This is a genomic window from Streptomyces sp. NPDC090442 (assembly GCF_044769405.1).
Classification (GTDB): domain Bacteria; phylum Actinomycetota; class Actinomycetes; order Streptomycetales; family Streptomycetaceae; genus Streptomyces.
In genome coordinates this window covers 69,748-83,756 of the sequence record NZ_JBIVXW010000017.1, presented here as the reverse complement: position 1 = coordinate 83,756, position 14,009 = coordinate 69,748, and the positions used below count along the sequence as shown (strand labels likewise).

14 protein-coding genes and 1 pseudogene are annotated in these 14,009 nt (G+C 73.0%); 9 read left to right on the top strand and 6 right to left on the bottom strand.

The window, feature by feature from the left end; all coding sequences use genetic code 11:
* The first annotated feature begins 72 nt into the window (after positions 1-72).
* Complete coding sequence (locus ACIQU6_RS14765) at positions 73-855, top strand: SDR family NAD(P)-dependent oxidoreductase (protein ID WP_403481990.1); 783 nt, start codon at positions 73-75, stop codon at positions 853-855.
* 111 nt (positions 856-966) lie between these two features.
* Here ACIQU6_RS14765 and ACIQU6_RS14760 read toward each other — a convergent pair whose 3' ends face one another.
* The 3 genes from ACIQU6_RS14760 to ACIQU6_RS14750 form a co-directional block, all read right to left on the bottom strand.
* Positions 967-1,815 carry an EamA family transporter gene (locus ACIQU6_RS14760; RefSeq protein ID WP_403481989.1) on the bottom strand — a complete coding sequence of 283 codons (849 nt, stop codon included), beginning with the start codon at positions 1,813-1,815 and terminating at the stop codon, positions 967-969.
* Positions 1,816-2,004: 189 nt separating this feature from the next.
* Positions 2,005-3,657, bottom strand: coding sequence for a penicillin-binding transpeptidase domain-containing protein (locus ACIQU6_RS14755; RefSeq protein WP_403481988.1), 1,653 nt, complete (start codon positions 3,655-3,657; stop codon positions 2,005-2,007).
* Positions 3,658-3,831: 174 nt separating this feature from the next.
* Complete coding sequence (locus tag ACIQU6_RS14750; RefSeq protein WP_403481987.1) at positions 3,832-5,571, bottom strand: dolichyl-phosphate-mannose--protein mannosyltransferase; 1,740 nt, start codon at positions 5,569-5,571, stop codon at positions 3,832-3,834.
* Positions 5,572-5,678: 107 nt separating this feature from the next.
* On the opposite strand from ACIQU6_RS14750, the gene rsmI reads away from it, so the two are divergent.
* The 6 genes from rsmI to ACIQU6_RS14720 all read left to right on the top strand — a co-directional run bounded on the left by rsmI (position 5,679) and on the right by ACIQU6_RS14720 (position 11,398).
* The gene (gene rsmI, locus ACIQU6_RS14745; RefSeq protein ID WP_403481986.1) at positions 5,679-6,575 is read left to right on the top strand and encodes a 16S rRNA (cytidine(1402)-2'-O)-methyltransferase; all 897 of its coding nucleotides are present in this window, start codon (positions 5,679-5,681) and stop codon (positions 6,573-6,575) included.
* A 242-nt stretch (positions 6,576-6,817) separates the two neighbouring features.
* Positions 6,818-7,291 (top strand): hypothetical protein, encoded by a 474-nt coding sequence (locus tag ACIQU6_RS14740; RefSeq protein ID WP_403481985.1) that lies wholly within the window; start codon positions 6,818-6,820, stop codon positions 7,289-7,291.
* A 33-nt stretch (positions 7,292-7,324) separates the two neighbouring features.
* Positions 7,325-8,251: a TatD family hydrolase gene (locus ACIQU6_RS14735; protein WP_403481984.1), complete on the top strand. Its 927-nt coding sequence runs from the start codon at positions 7,325-7,327 to the stop codon at positions 8,249-8,251.
* 35 nt (positions 8,252-8,286) lie between these two features.
* Positions 8,287-9,522 carry a ubiquitin-like domain-containing protein gene (locus tag ACIQU6_RS14730; RefSeq protein WP_403481983.1) on the top strand — a complete coding sequence of 412 codons (1,236 nt, stop codon included), beginning with the start codon at positions 8,287-8,289 and terminating at the stop codon, positions 9,520-9,522.
* Positions 9,519-10,418, top strand: a complete 900-nt coding sequence (gene rsmA, locus ACIQU6_RS14725; RefSeq protein WP_403481982.1) for a 16S rRNA (adenine(1518)-N(6)/adenine(1519)-N(6))-dimethyltransferase RsmA — start codon at positions 9,519-9,521, stop codon at positions 10,416-10,418. Before ACIQU6_RS14730 ends, rsmA begins: the two co-directional genes overlap by 4 nt.
* Positions 10,415-11,398 carry a 4-(cytidine 5'-diphospho)-2-C-methyl-D-erythritol kinase gene (locus ACIQU6_RS14720; RefSeq protein ID WP_403481981.1) on the top strand — a complete coding sequence of 328 codons (984 nt, stop codon included), beginning with the start codon at positions 10,415-10,417 and terminating at the stop codon, positions 11,396-11,398. Before rsmA ends, ACIQU6_RS14720 begins: the two co-directional genes overlap by 4 nt.
* On the opposite strand, the pseudogene ACIQU6_RS14715 reads toward ACIQU6_RS14720, so the two are convergent.
* Together ACIQU6_RS14715 and ACIQU6_RS14710 are read right to left on the bottom strand one after the other, a co-directional pair.
* Positions 11,370-11,456 (bottom strand): annotated as a pseudogene (locus tag ACIQU6_RS14715) (Uma2 family endonuclease); the annotation flags it as partial. The gene ACIQU6_RS14720 and the pseudogene ACIQU6_RS14715 sit on opposite strands and share 29 nt — an antisense overlap.
* Positions 11,457-11,508: 52 nt before the next feature.
* Entirely contained in the window at positions 11,509-12,369 is an 861-nt protein-coding gene (locus ACIQU6_RS14710) for a helix-turn-helix domain-containing protein (RefSeq protein WP_403481980.1), read from the bottom strand.
* A gap of 414 nt (positions 12,370-12,783) precedes the next feature.
* Here ACIQU6_RS14710 and ACIQU6_RS14705 point away from each other — a divergent pair, with 414 nt between their 5' ends.
* Positions 12,784-13,644, top strand: coding sequence for a helix-turn-helix domain-containing protein (locus tag ACIQU6_RS14705; protein WP_403481979.1), 861 nt, complete (start codon positions 12,784-12,786; stop codon positions 13,642-13,644).
* Positions 13,616-13,822, top strand: coding sequence for a DUF397 domain-containing protein (locus tag ACIQU6_RS14700; RefSeq protein WP_403481978.1), 207 nt, complete (start codon positions 13,616-13,618; stop codon positions 13,820-13,822). The genes ACIQU6_RS14705 and ACIQU6_RS14700 overlap by 29 nt, the downstream gene beginning before the upstream one ends.
* Here ACIQU6_RS14700 and ACIQU6_RS14695 read toward each other — a convergent pair.
* A complete protein-coding gene (locus tag ACIQU6_RS14695) occupies positions 13,819-13,992 on the bottom strand; it encodes a hypothetical protein (protein ID WP_403481977.1) in 174 nt (57 codons plus the stop codon). The genes ACIQU6_RS14700 and ACIQU6_RS14695 overlap by 4 nt on opposite strands.
* Positions 13,993-14,009 lie beyond the last annotated feature (17 nt).

The window sequence follows — 14,009 nt, the reverse complement described above, 5'->3', positions numbered from 1 at the left end:
CCGCGCGTTGCGGGTCCCCGCCCCCGTGGGGGTGAAGGGGAAGCGGGCTCCCGTCCGGGTAAGTACCAGCCCATGAGGCGACTTGAGGGATACCGGGTGCTGGTTACGGGGGCCGGGCGGGGGATCGGGGAGGCCGCGGCCCGGCGGGTGGCGCGCGAGGGGGCGCGGGTGGTGGTGACCGACATCGACGGGGAGCGGGCGGAACGGGTCGCGCGGGGCATCCGGGCGGACGGCGGTGTGGCCGAGGGGCGGGCCTGCGACGTCGGGGACCGGAGGGCCGTGGAGGCGGCCGTCGAGTACGTCGTGGAGCGGTTCGGGGGCCTGGACACCCTGGTCAACAACGCCTTCGGCTGCCATCCCGACGCCCCGCTCTTCGAGGACACCCCGGACGACGAGTGGGCCGCCGACCTCGACCTCACCCTGACCGGCGCGATGCGCTGCTCCCGGGCCGCGCTGCCGCACCTGGTGGCCGCCGAGGGCCGCGGCTCGATCGTCAACATCGGTTCGGTGAACGGCGTCCAGGACTTCGGCAACCACGCCTACAGCGCCGCCAAGGCCGGCCTGGCCAGCCTGACCCGCACCCTCTCCGGCCACGCGGCTCCCCGCGGCGTCCGCGTCAACCTCATCGCCCCGGGCACCGTCGACACCCCCAACTGGGCGGGCCGCGAGGAGAAGTTGACCCGCGCCGCCGCCGTCTACCCCCTGGGCCGGGTCGGCCGTCCCGACGACATCGCCGCCGCCGTCGCCTACCTCGCCTCCCCCGACGCCTCCTGGGTCACCGGCATCACCCTCCCCGTAGACGGCGGCATCCTCCCCGCCAACCCCGAACTGCGCCAGGCCCTCAAGGGCAGTTGAACCCCGCCACCACGACGAACCCAGGGCCCCGCCCCAACACCCCCTCCGCCGAAGGCGGAAGCAGAAACCCCCGCGGCGGGGGGCGCCGACAACGTGGGAAAACCCCCGGGGTCAGCCGGCGAGCATCAGGCCGATCCCCACCACCATCACCCCCGCCGCCGCAATCCTCGGCAGACCGAACCGCTCCTTGAAGAAGAGCGTCCCGATCACGGCGCCGACGATGATCGACGACTCGCGCAACGCCGCGATGGGGGCCAGCGGTGCGCGGGTCTGGGCCCACAGCACGAGTCCGTAGGCGAAGACCGACAGCAGGCCGCCGAGCAGGCCGCGCAGGGCGAACGGCCGTAGTTCGGCGGCGAGTCGGCCGCGCCGGGTGGCCAGTGCGTAGGCGGGGATGGCCACTCCTTCGAGGATCATCAGCCAGGCGATGTAGCCGAGCGCGCTGCCGGAGGCGCGGACGCCCAGGCCGTCGACGGTGGTGTAGGAGGCGATGGACAGGCCGGTGGCCAGAGCGGCGATGATCGCCGGCCAGTGGGGGCGGGAGCCGGCGCCGCGGATGCCCCAGAGGGCCAGCCCCACCAGCCCCGTCGAGGCCAGTGCGACGCCGGCCAGGGCCCAGCCGCCGGGTATCTCGTGGACGAAGACCGCGGCGAGGACGGTGACGACGAGGGGCGCGGTGCCCCGGGCGATCGGATACATCTGGCCGAAGTCGCCCATCCGGAAGGACTGCATCAGCAGCGCCTGGTAGACGACGTGCAGCACGGAGGAGGCGAGCAGGTAGGGCCAGGCGGCGGCCGCCGGCAGCGGGGTGAAGCAGGCCAGGAGCGCGCCGCAGAGCGTGCCCCCGCCGCCGACGAGGGTGAAGGCCAGGAGTTGGTCGCGTATGCCGTGGGCCAGGGCGTTCCAACTGGCGTGGGTCACGGCGGCCAGCAGGACGGCCGCGACGACCAGCGGGGTCACGCGGTCTGCTCGCGGACGTGGGCGAGTGCTCCCGCCAAGCGCGGGTGGGCGTCGCCGACGGCGGCGGGCGGTGCGGTCTCGGTACCGGTTGCGAAATCACTCATGGCCCGCACGCTAACGAAGGCTGTACGGGCCATGCGAACGGGTTCCGGCCGGTGGACACCCCGGGCAACGGGGTGTCCAAGGGCGTCAGTTGGCGGCGAGCAGGGCGCGGACCAGCGGGCCCGCGTTGGTGCCGCCGTGGCCGCTGGCCGGGACGACCGCGGCGGCCGCCAGGTCGTTGCGGTAGGCGGCGAACCAGGCGTTGGGCTTGTCCTGGTTGTCGACCTCGGCGGAACCGGTCTTGGCGCCGACGTCGCCGCTGAGGCCCTGCATCGCCTCGGCGCCCGTCCCGGACGTCGCGGTCAGCTTCATCAGCGACTTGAGGTTGGAGGCGGTGTCCGGCTTCATGGTGCGCGCCGCCTTGGCGAACGCCCGGTTGTCCAGCGACTGGGCGACGATGAACGGCTGGCGGAAGGTGCCGGACTGGGCGGTGGCGGCGACCGAGGCCATGTTCAGCGGGTTCATCCGGACGCCGCCCTGGCCGATCAGGGAGGCCGCCATCTGCGCGTCGTGCTGCACCGGGACGGTGCCGTCGAAGGTCGGGATGCCGGTGGCCCAGTTCAGCCCGAGGCCGAAGACGTCCCGGGCCTCCTTGGTCAGGTCGTCGTCGCCGAGGTCCTTGGCGTGGCCGATGAAGGCGTTGTTGCAGGACGCGGCGAAGCTCTGCGCGAAGGTGCCGTCCGGGATCTCGGACTTGTTGAGGTTCTGGAACTTCCAGCCGCCGACGGTGACGAACTGCGGGCAGGGGTCCTTCTTGTCCGGCGCCGTCAGGCCCTTGTCCATCAGCATCGCCGCGGTGACGATCTTCATCGTCGAGCCGGGCGCCATCGATCCCTGGGTGGCGACGTTGAAGCCGTTCGCGGGGGAGTTGGCGAACGCCAGGATCTCGCCGGTGCTGGGCTTCACCGCCGCGACGGACGCCGACTTCTTGCCCTTGACGGCGTTCTCGGCGGCGGCCTGCAACGTGGCGTCCAGCGTGGTCTTCAGGGTGCCCGGGGTGCCCTGGGAGAGCACCTTGAGGGTCTTGTCGGGCTGCTGCTGGTTGCTGTTGGCGGCCTTGGCGCGGTGGATGTAGAGCTCCACGCCGGGCTTGCCGTCGGTCTTCGTGCCGTACTTGGTGCGCAGGCTGTCCAGCACCGCGGACAGCGTCGGGTGGTCCTTGGCGGTCAGCTCGGTGCCGTTGCGGTCCACCGCCTTGATCGGCGGCGCCTCGGCCTCGCCGGTGCGCAGCTCGTCACCCTTGGCCAGGCCCGGGTAGAGCGCGGACGGCTGCCAGGTGACCTGCGGCTTGCCGGTGGCCTTGTCGCGCTTGAGGGTCACCGCGCTGCCGTACGAGAAGGGGGTCTGCACGGACTTGAAGGAGATCTGCGCGCCGACCGTGTACGGCACCTTGTCGCCGGTCGGGGTGCCCGGCTTCAGCGTCACCTTGGTGAACTTCGCCTGCTGGGCGAAGGAGGCGAGCGCGGTGCGGGCGGCGTCGGGGGCGTCGGTCAGCGCGGCGGCCTTCGCGGCGTCGCCGGACTGCCAGGCCGTCAGGAACGCCTGGGCCGTGGTGTTGACTTCCTTGGCGGTCAGGGGGCCGGTCGGCACCGAGGCGCCGTCGCCCGATTTGGCATCGGCGGACCGGACGGCCTGGGGCGACGCCCCGTCCGAGCCGCCGAACAGCGTGAAGCCGCCGACCACTCCCACCACCAGGGCCACCGACCCGCCGATCAGCCCGTACTTCACCTCGCGGCGCATGCCAACGATCCCCTCCCAGGAGCTTGAGGTCCTTAGGTACGCACCCAAGAACGCCCCTCGCACTCTAAGGGACACGGGCAAGCGGTGAGTCTCGATCAGGGCACGGTCCGGTGACACACCGTCGAACCGTCGTGACGGTTTCGTCACGACGAGGGGCCGGGCCCGGCCGGCCGCTCAGACCCAGCTGTCGAACCACATCCGGTCGTGCCAGGCGCTCTTCGGGATCGGCAGGCCCGTGTAGAGCGGATAGAAGTAGATGAAGTTCCAGACGATCAGCAGCACCAGGACGCCGGCGCCGACCGCGCCGAGGGTGCGGCGCCGCTCGTCGGCGCGCGGCGGCCCGACGAGCGCGCCGATCATCATCGCCAGCGCCAGGCACAGGAACGGCACGAAGACCACGGCGTAGAAGAGGAAGATGGTCCGTTCCTGGTAGAGGAACCACGGCAGGTAGCCGGCCGCGACGCCGCAGGCGATCGCCCCGGCCCGCCAGTCCCGCCGGAACAGCCACCGCCACAGCACGTACAGCAGCGCGAAGCAGGCCGCCCACCACAGCAGCGGGGTGCCCAGCGCCAGCACCTCGCGGGCGCAGCCCTCGGCGGCGGTGCAGCCGTCCTGTCCGGCCTTGGGGTCCTCGTAGAAGTACGAGACCGGGCGGCCCAGGACCAGCCAGCTCCAGGGGTTGGACTGGTAGGTGTGCGGCGTGGTCAGTCCGGTGTGGAAGGCGTAGACCTCGGTCTGGTAGTGCCACAGGCTGCGCAGCCAGTCCGGGAGCCAGGTGAAGGAGCCGTGCTGGCCCTCGGGGGAGGTGGCCCAGTCCCGGTAGTAGCCGCCCTTGGTGACGATCCAGCCGGTCCAGGACGCGAGGTAGGTGGCGAGGGCCACGACGACGGTGGAGACGAACGCGGGCAGCGCGTCGCACCGCAGCACCGCACGGAACGGGCGCCGGGCCCCGGCCGTGCGCCGCGCCCCCATGTCCCACAGCACCGACATCAGGGCGAACGCGGCCAGGAAGTACAGGCCGTTCCACTTCGTCGCCGCGGACAGCCCCAGGCACAGCCCGGCCGCGATCCGCCAGGGCCGCCAGCCCAGCCGCAGCCGGCCGCCGATCTCGCCGTCCGGCCGGGCCAGACCTTCGGGGCCGTCGGGCAGCGCCGCCGCCAGCCGGGCCCGGGTGCGGTCCCGGTCCACCAGCAGACAGCCGAAGCCGGCCAGCACCCAGAACATCACGATCAGGTCCAGCAGCGCGGTGCGGCTCATCACGAAGTGCAGCCCGTCCACCGCCAGCAGGGCGCCGGCCAGGCACCCCAGCGCCGTCGAGCGCAGCAGCCGCCGCCCGATCCGGCAGACCAGCAGCACCGACAGCGTGCCGAGCAGCGCGGTCATGAACCGCCAGCCGAAGGGGTTCATCCCGAACGCCCACTCGCCCAGCGCGATCAGCCACTTGCCCATCGGGGGGTGGACGACGTACGAGTGCTCCGGCGAGAGCAGGATCTGCGTTGGGTGGGCCAGCAGGGCGTCGTTGGCGTTCTTCGCCCAGGTGCCCTCGTAGCCGTACTGGAGGAGCGACCAGGCGTCCTTGGGGTAGTACGTCTCGTCGAATATCACCTTCCGCGGGCTGCCGAGGTTCCAGAACGTCAGCACGCCCGCGAACGCGGTCACCAGCAGCGGCCCGATCCAGCCCGACCAACGGGCCAGCCGGGACGTGAGGTTCGGGCCGGCGCCGAGCAGCGCCCACACCCGCCCGTCCGGTTCGGGGAACGGCGCCACCAGCCGCGTCCGGATGTCGGCCGACGGGCGGCCGGCGTATCCGAACCGGCGCAGGCGCCGCTGCCACACCGGGGGCCGGTCGGTCGGCTCCGGGGTGTGCGGGGCGGCCGCGTGCGTCGCGGTGGTGTCACTCGTCACCCGGCCCATCGTAGGGAAGCGGTTCCGGAGGCGGGTGGCCCGCGCCGCGGGCCGGTGCCGCGCGTCACCGGCACGGGCCCGCGAGGGCACCGGCGGCGGGCTGGGAGGATGGGGAGGTGACTGGAACGCTGGTACTTGCAGGGACGCCCATCGGCGACGTGGCGGACGCCCCGCCGCGGCTCGCCGCCGAACTGGCCGCCGCCGACGTGATCGCCGCCGAGGACACCCGGCGGCTGCGCCGGCTCACCCAGGCCCTGGACGTGGTGCCGGCCGGCCGGGTCGTGTCGTACTTCGAGGGCAACGAGGCGGCCCGCACACCGGAGTTGGCGGAGGCGCTGGCCGGCGGGGCGCGGGTGCTGCTGGTCACCGACGCCGGCATGCCGTCGGTCTCCGACCCCGGCTACCGGCTGGTCGCCGCCGCCGTCGAGCGCGGGGTGAAGGTCACCGCGGTGCCCGGCCCGAGCGCGGTGCTCACCGCGCTCGCGGTGTCCGGGCTGCCGGTGGACCGGTTCTGCTTCGAGGGCTTCCTGCCGCGCAAGGCGGGGGAGCGGCTCTCCCGGCTCCGCGAGGTCGAGGGCGAGCGCCGCACCCTGGTCTACTTCGAGGCCCCGCACCGCCTGGACGACACCCTCGCCGCGATGACCGAGGTCTTCGGCGCCGACCGCCGCGCCGCGGTCTGCCGCGAGCTGACCAAGACCTACGAGGAGGTCAAGCGCGGCGGGCTGGGCGAGCTGGCGACCTGGGCCGCCGAGGGCGTCCGCGGGGAGATCACCATCGTCGTCGAGGGCGCCCCCGAGAGCGGGCCGGGGGAGCTGGACGCCGAGGAGCTGGTGCGCCGGGTGCGGATCCGGGAGGAGGCCGGGGAGCGTCGCAAGGAGGCGATCGCGGCGGTGGCGGCGGACGCCGGGCTGCCCAAGCGGGAGGTCTTCGACGCCGTGGTGGCGGCCAAGAACGCGACCAAGGCCGCGACCAAGGAGGGGGCAAAGAATTCCGGGCCCGGCCTGCCCGGCTGAGCGTGAGCACGCTCGGGAGAGCATAAAAGCCCAGCTCACGGGCCTAATGCGACCGCACGGAAGGTAAATGGCCGGCATCGAAGGTAAAGCGATCACCCGGGATCTGGTGCGTTTGTCCTACGAGCTGCCAAATCTGGGCCAATAGGTGCCAGGTCGGCTGCGCTCCCGCCGCGAAAGGCGTTCCCTGGGAACCGGGACGTTCGGTCCCCGGAGAGCTTGTCCAGCGGACAAGAGGAGCGCACATGAGCGACATCACCAAGACCACCGGCGGCGCTTCCGGCGCGGCATCCGCAACTCCCTTCCCGCCCCCGCCCCGACGGCCCGAGCCGGCCGCCCACGAGGCCTACGCCTTCTGCTGCATGAGCTGCGGCCACGGCTGGGAGCAGGCATACGAGATCGAGCACCAGGTGGACCCCAAGGGCGTCACGCACGCCGTCTACTACGCGGACGGCGAGCGGGTGCCGTCCCCCCTGACCCATCCCACCTGCCTCAACTGCGGCGGCCACGTCGTCCGCATCATGCGCTCCGGGCAGGTCTCGATGGTGTCCGACGCGATCGCGCACCTGCACGAGCGTCCGCATCACCGGAAGGCCACCCACCACGAGGAGGCCGGTCCCCGCGCGGACGACGGCGGTACCGGCAGCACCGCCGACCCCGAGCGGCACCGCTGGCACCTCGCCGACCTGCTGCACCCCTTCCAGCACCACCGCAAGTGAGGCGCCGGCCGCGGTCCTCGTAGGATCGCGGCCATGGCTCCGCAGGACAAAGACACCCCGCCGCCGCTGCCGGAACCGCTCCGGGTGCCGGTCGCGGACTCCCATACCCACCTGGACATGCAGGAGACGACGGTCGAGGAGGCCCTCGCCAGGGCCGCGTCCGTCGGCGTCACCACCCTCGTCCAGGTCGGCTGCGACGTGAACGGCTCCCGCTGGGCCGCGGACACCGCCGCCGCCCACGAGCGGGTGCACGCCGCCGTCGCCCTCCACCCCAACGAGGCCCCGCGCATCGTGCTCGGCGACCCCATCGAAGCAGCGTCGCGAAGCGACTCCGGCAAGGGTGGTGGTGGGCGACGGGCGGGCTGGTCGCGGCAGGGGGCCAGGAACGCCGGGGGCGACGCCGCCCTCGACGACGCGCTGGGCGAGATCGACGCGCTCGCCGCCCGCCCCGAGGTCCGCGGCGTCGGCGAGACCGGCCTGGACTACTTCCGCACCGGCCCCGAGGGCGTCGCGGCCCAACAGCGTTCCTTCCGCGCCCACATCGAGATCGCCAAGCGGCGTGGCAAGGCCCTGGTCATCCACGACCGCGAGGCCCACGACGACGTGCTGCGGATCCTGCGCGAGGAGGGCGCGCCCGACCGGGTCGTCTTCCACTGCTACTCCGGCGACGCCGCGATGGCCAGGACCTGCGCCGAGGCCGGCTACTTCATGTCCTTCGCCGGCAACGTCACCTTCAAGAACGCCCAACCGCTGCGCGACGCCCTCGCCGTGGCCCCGCCCGAGCTCGTCCTCGTCGAGACCGACGCGCCCTTCCTCACCCCCGCGCCGTACCGCGGACGGGCCAACGCGCCCTACCTCATCCCGCACACCCTGCGCGCCATGGCCGAGGTCAAGGGCATGACCGAGGACGCGCTGGCCTCGGCCATCGCCGAGAACACCGCCCGCGCGTTCGACTACTGACCCCCGCGGCCCGACTCGCGCCACCCCCGCGCGAGTTGGGCCCGCCGCCCCCGCTCCGCTACATTCCGCGCTTGACCGGTTACCGGACGACACCCGTGGCAGGTGGAGCGTTGAGTCCTTCGCAGAGCGGACACCGCACCGGACGCGGCGGCCACCGCCGACGCCCCGCCGTCGACGCGCCCGAGCGCCTCCGCCGGCTGGTGCCCCGCGCCCTGGTCGTCGCCTTCCTCGCCGGCGGCACCACCGCGTTCGTCGCCCACGACAAGGCCGTCAAGCTCAGCGTCGACGGTCACCCCCGCACCCTGCACACCTTCGCCGACGACGTCGACGGGCTCCTCGCCGACCAGGACCTCGCCGTCGGCCCGCACGACATCGTCGCCCCCACCGCCGACGCCGGCCTCGCCAGCGGCGAGGAGGTCGTGGTCCGGCACGGCCGGCCCGTCCAACTCACCCTCGACGGGCACCAACACCGGGTGTGGACCACCGCCGACACCGTCGAGGGGGCGCTGCACCAGCTCGGCGTCCGCGCCGAGGGCGCCTACCTCTCCGCCTCCCGTTCCCAGCCCATCGGCCGGCACGGCCTGGAGCTGGCGGTCCGCACCGAACGCACCGTGGTCTTCCACGCCGACGGCCGCGAGCACCGGGTCCGCACCACCGCCGCCACCGTCCGCGAGGCCCTCGCCCAGAGCGGCCTGGCGCTGCGTGACCAGGACACCACCTCGGTGCCGCCGGACAGCTTCCCGCGCGAGGGCCAGACCGTCTCCGTGCTGCGGATCAGCGGCACCACCGAGGTCCGCGAGGAGCCCGTCCCGTTCCGCACCGTCAAGCGGCCCGACCCGCACCTGACCCGCGGCACCGAGGAGGTGGTCCGCCCCGGCGTGCCCGGGCTGCGGCAGGTCACCTACCGCCTGGAGACCGTCAACGGGGTCCGCCGCAAGCCCCGGAAGGTGGCGGTCGAGACCGTCACGGAGCCCCGCCCGCAGATCGTCCGCGTCGGCACCGCGGCCCTGCCCACCTCGGTGGGCGGCGCCGACGGCCTGGCCTGGGGCGAGCTCGCCCGGTGCGAGGCCGGCGGCCGGCCAAACGCCGTCGACGCCACCGGCACCTACGGCGGCCTCTACCAGTTCGACGTCCCCACCTGGCACCGGCTCGGCGGCGCGGGACGCCCCCAGGACGCCCCCGCCCAGGAGCAGACCTACCGGGCCAAGAAGCTCTACGTCACCAGGGGTGCGAGCCCCTGGCCGGTCTGCGGCCGTAAGCTGCACGGGTGAGCGAGCGCAAGACCACCGACGAATCCGGCCCCCTGCTGGGCCCCGCCGATGTCCGGGAACTGGCCGCAGCGCTGGGCGTACGCCCGACCAAGCAGCGCGGCCAGAACTTCGTCATCGATGCCAACACCGTCCGCCGGATCGTGAAGACCGCCGACGTCCGCCCCGACGACGTGGTCGTCGAGGTCGGCCCGGGCCTCGGCTCGCTGACCCTGGCCCTGCTGGAGGTCGCCGACCGGGTCACCGCCGTCGAGATCGACGACGTCCTCGCCGCGGCCCTGCCCGCCACCGTCGAGGCCCGGCTGCCCGGGCGCGCCGACCGCTTCGCGCTGGTCCACCAGGACGCCCTGCACGTCACCGAGTTGCCCGGCCCGGCGCCCACCGCGCTGGTCGCCAACCTCCCCTACAACGTCGCGGTCCCCGTCCTGCTGCACATGCTGGAGCGGTTCCCGACCATCGAGCGGACCCTGGTCATGGTCCAGGCGGAGGTCGCCGACCGGCTCGCCGCCGGCCCCGGCAACAAGGTCTACGGCGTCCCCTCGGTCAAGGCCAACTGGTACGCCGAGGTCAAGCGGGCCGGCGCCATCGGCCGCAACGTCTTCTGGCCCGCCCCCAACGTCGAGTCCGGCCTGGTCTCGCTCGTCCGCCGGGCCGAGCCGCTGCCCTCCCGCGTCTCCCGCGAGAAGGTCTTCGCCGTCGTCGACGCCGCGTTCGCCCAGCGCCGCAAGACGCTGCGGGCCGCCCTCGCCGGCTGGGCGGGCTCGGCGCAGGCGGCCGAGGCCGCGCTGGTCGCCGCCGGTGTCTCCCCGCAGGCCCGCGGCGAGTCCCTGACCATCGAGTCCTTCATCGCCATCGCCGAGCACAAGGTCCCGGCCGCGGACCAGGAGGCCACCCGATGACCCGCGTCGCCGCCTCCGTCACCGTCCGCGTCCCCGCCAAGGTCAACGTCCAGCTCGCGGTCGGCGGCCGCCGTCCCGACGGCTTCCACGACCTGGCCAACGTCTTCCTCGCCGTCGGCCTCCACGACGAGGTCACGGCCACCCCCGCCGACGCCCTCACCCTCACCTGCACCGGCCCCGACGCCGCCCAGGTCCCCCTCGACGACTCCAACCTCGCCGCCCGCGCCGCCCGCGCGCTGGCCGCCCGCCACGGCCTGGAGCCGCACGTCCACCTCCACATCGCCAAGGACATCCCGGTCGCCGGCGGCATGGCCGGCGGCAGCGCGGACGCCGCCGGCGCCCTGCTGGCCTGCGACGCCCTGTGGGGCACCGGCGCCACCCGGGACGAACTCCTCGCCATCTGCGCGGAGTTGGGCAGCGACGTGCCGTTCAGCCTGGTCGGCGGCGCGGCGCTGGGCCGCGGCCGCGGTGAGCTGTTGGAGCCCCTCCCCGTCGGCGGCACCTTCCACTGGGTCTTCGCGGTCGCCGACGGCGGCCTGTCCACCCCCGCCGTCTACAAGGAGTGCGACCGGCTGCGGGACACCGCGGGCCTCGGCGCGACCACCGCCGACGTCCCCGACCCGGAGCCCGCCCCGGCCCTGCTGGACGCCCTGCGCACCGGCGACGCCACCGCCCTGGCCGGGGCGTTGAGCAACGACCTCCAGGCGGCGGCGGTCTCGCTGCGGCCGGCGCTGGCCGCCACCCTCGCCGCCGGCACCGACGCCGGCGCCCTCGCGGCCCTGGTCTCCGGCTCCGGCCCGACCACCGCGTTCCTGGCCGCCGACGCCGCCGACGCCGAGCGGATCGGCGCCGCCCTACGCACCTCGGGCACCTGCCGCACGGCCCGCCCGACGGTGGCACCGGCCCTGGGGGCGACGGTCGTCACCAACGGTGGCCCTAGGCCGTGGTGTGTTACGGGTGACGGGGCAGGCCGTCCGTAGAGATCGTCCACTCGGCGATGGTGACGTCTTCGCCGTAGACGAAGTCCTTAGACCGCGCCCGTTCCCGCGCTCCTCGTCTGTGCCCAGGGGCAAGGGTCGTCACGTTCATGCTAAGCAGCCTCCTTGAGGTGGGGGCGACAGTCGCGGCACAGCCCCGGTCTCGGCGCACGGAAGGCCCGTTCGCACCCGTCGCAGGTCTGGAGGGGGTCTGGGCGGGGTGCCGGGGCGGCGGCCGGGAGGGACGGGGGCAGCAGCGCCGTGAGGCGATGGGCGAGGAAGGCCGCCGGATTGCGGAGGGCGGGCGGCAGATCGGCCGCGAGGGTGCGGCGTACGGCGTCGGGCGGCGCCTCGCGTTCGAGCCAGGTGGCCACGGCCGGGGTGAGGCGCGCCACGTCCCGTTCGGAGAGCAGCAGTTGCGGATCGTCGCGCCGCAGTTCCACCAGGATGCGGTGGGCCAGGCGGGTCCCGTCCGGGCTGGGGCGGCTTGGCGCGGGAAGCGGTGCACGTGCCGGTTGCGGTGCCGGTTCGGGTTTCGGCGTCGGTTCGGGTTGCGGCGTCGGCTTCGCCTCGTGTTCCCGTGCCGGCCCCGGGGCCCGTCGGACGGGACGGGCCCCGGGGTGGGGCGCCGCCCCCGGCTTGTTGTACGACACCGTGCGCGTCACCACCCGCCCGCTCGGCAGCCGCTCCCGCGTGCGCTTGAGGTATCCGGCTGCCTCCAACTCCCGCAGCGCGGAGGCGATCCGTGCCTCGCTCTCGGGGAAGCGGGCGGTCAGACACTTGATGCCGATGCGCGACCCGGCGGGCAGCGACTGGATGTGAAGGGCCAGCCCGATCGCGACGAGCGACAGTCCACGGTGCTGGGCGAGGTGATTCCCGACCACCGTGAAGTGGCTGGTGTGACGGGAGTTGGCGTGAATGACACCGGACGAGGGAGTCGTCGCGGGAACACGGGACGCGGGGTGCGAGGGCACGCTAGGGTTCTGGAGAGCCACGGGGAAGGTGTTTTCTTCCTTAGTTGGTTAGGCCCTCGTTCGGGATGGCAGTCCCGGCCGGGGGCCGAAGCATGTCTGCGGGGTCGCAGCTGTCGCGGTGAGCATATGCCGCCCAACCCGACTGAAATCCAGCCCAGTTGACGCATGTCACCCGTGTGGGTGGCGGGTTGCCGGGGAGGCTGGAGGGGTTTGGGAGAGGTCCTTTCCCCGGGTCTTTACGCCTTACGGCGGGGCGGACCGCGACGTGGTCCACCGGGTCGCGGAGATCTGCGATCCGGCCACATACCCCTTCCGTGCGCATTGCGACAAATCGCCCACGCGGCAGCATCGCACGCGCGTAGCGTGCCGAGGAATCGCGTTGTGCCGGCAACGAGCAAGTAGCGGTGGTGAGTTGTGCCCCCTCGTAAGGACGCCGATCCCTCAGTCGGTGTCCCGTGCTTCTACGGCGCCGAGCTGCGCTACCTCCGGGAGCAGGCCGGACTCACGTTGGAACAGTTGGCGGACGGCAGCTTTCGTGCCATCTCGCTCCTCAGCCAGATCGAGCGGGGTGAACGCACCATGCCGTTGGACCTGGCCCTCCACGTCGACAAGAAGCTGGCGACGAACGGCTTTTTCGAGCGCCGTTGTGAAGCGGTGGCGAAGGCCCGCAGAGCGGGTCACGCGGAGTACTTCGCGGACGCGCTGGAGATGGAGCAGCGGGCGGAGGGGATTGAGGAATGGGCGCCGATGCTTGTTCCCGGACTGCTCCAGACGCCGGCCTACACGCGGGCGGTTGTGCGGGCGGCCCTGCCCCGCGCCTCGGACGATGACGTCGAGGAGAAGGTGGCGGCTCGGATGTCGCGGGCAGCGATCTTCGATGCGAAGGCGCCGCCGAAGCTCTGGGTGGTCCTCAGCGACTCACTGGTTCGTCGGCCAGCCCTCCCGGACGGCCCGATGGCGGAACTGCTGGAGCACATCGCGAAGGTGGTCAGGGCCACGCGCTCGATCCTCCAACTCCTCCCGGAAGAAGGCGGCCTGGGGCCCTTCGCGATGGGGATGGCCAAGTTCATGACCTTCGCCGATGCGCCACCGGTGCTGTACGTCGAGAGCCTGCACAGCGGCCAACTCATCGACTATCCGCCGCTCGTGAAGCAGTACCGCGAGTCGTACGATCTGCTCAGGGCCGCCGCAATGTCGCCCGCGGCGTCTCTCTCCGTGATCGAGACAGCGGCAGGGGACTTCCGAAATGGCAAGCAAGGCAAGCGACTTGAGTAACGCGACGTGGCGCAAGAGCAGCTACAGCAACGGCACCGGCGGCAACTGCGTCGAGGTAGCCGACGGCCTCCCCGGCATCGTCCCCGTTCGGGACAGCAAGGACCCGCAGGGGCCCGCGCTGGTCTTCTCCGCCGCCGGGTGGGCGTCGTTCGTCGCGGCCGTCAAGGGCGACGCCTAGAGCTCGTCGATGGCGGTCAGGTCGATGTCGATGGCGTAGGGCACATCGGGCTCAGGGCCGTTGCGCCTGTGGAGGATGACGGTCATGTCGCGAATGACTCTGGCCTCGGCGGGCCGAGTCGCGCGCAGGCCGTTCACCAGCAGGGCGGCCGCATTGGCGCGCGTCGTCACAAAGGGTGACCGGCCCG

Bases quoted from the DNA above. Each gene is read 5' to 3' on its own strand.
- ACIQU6_RS14765 (WP_403481990.1), top strand. From the start codon at position 73: ATGAGGCGACTTGAGGGATACCGGGTGCTGGTTACGGGGGCCGGGCGG.
- ACIQU6_RS14755 (WP_403481988.1), bottom strand. From the start codon at position 3,657: ATGCGCCGCGAGGTGAAGTACGGGCTGATCGGCGGGTCGGTGGCCCTG.
- ACIQU6_RS14750 (WP_403481987.1), bottom strand. From the start codon at position 5,571: ATGGGCCGGGTGACGAGTGACACCACCGCGACGCACGCGGCCGCCCCG.
- ACIQU6_RS14740 (WP_403481985.1), top strand. From the start codon at position 6,818: ATGAGCGACATCACCAAGACCACCGGCGGCGCTTCCGGCGCGGCATCC.
- ACIQU6_RS14735 (WP_403481984.1), top strand. From the start codon at position 7,325: ATGGCTCCGCAGGACAAAGACACCCCGCCGCCGCTGCCGGAACCGCTC.
- ACIQU6_RS14720 (WP_403481981.1), top strand. From the start codon at position 10,415: ATGACCCGCGTCGCCGCCTCCGTCACCGTCCGCGTCCCCGCCAAGGTC.
- ACIQU6_RS14700 (WP_403481978.1), top strand. From the start codon at position 13,616: ATGGCAAGCAAGGCAAGCGACTTGAGTAACGCGACGTGGCGCAAGAGC.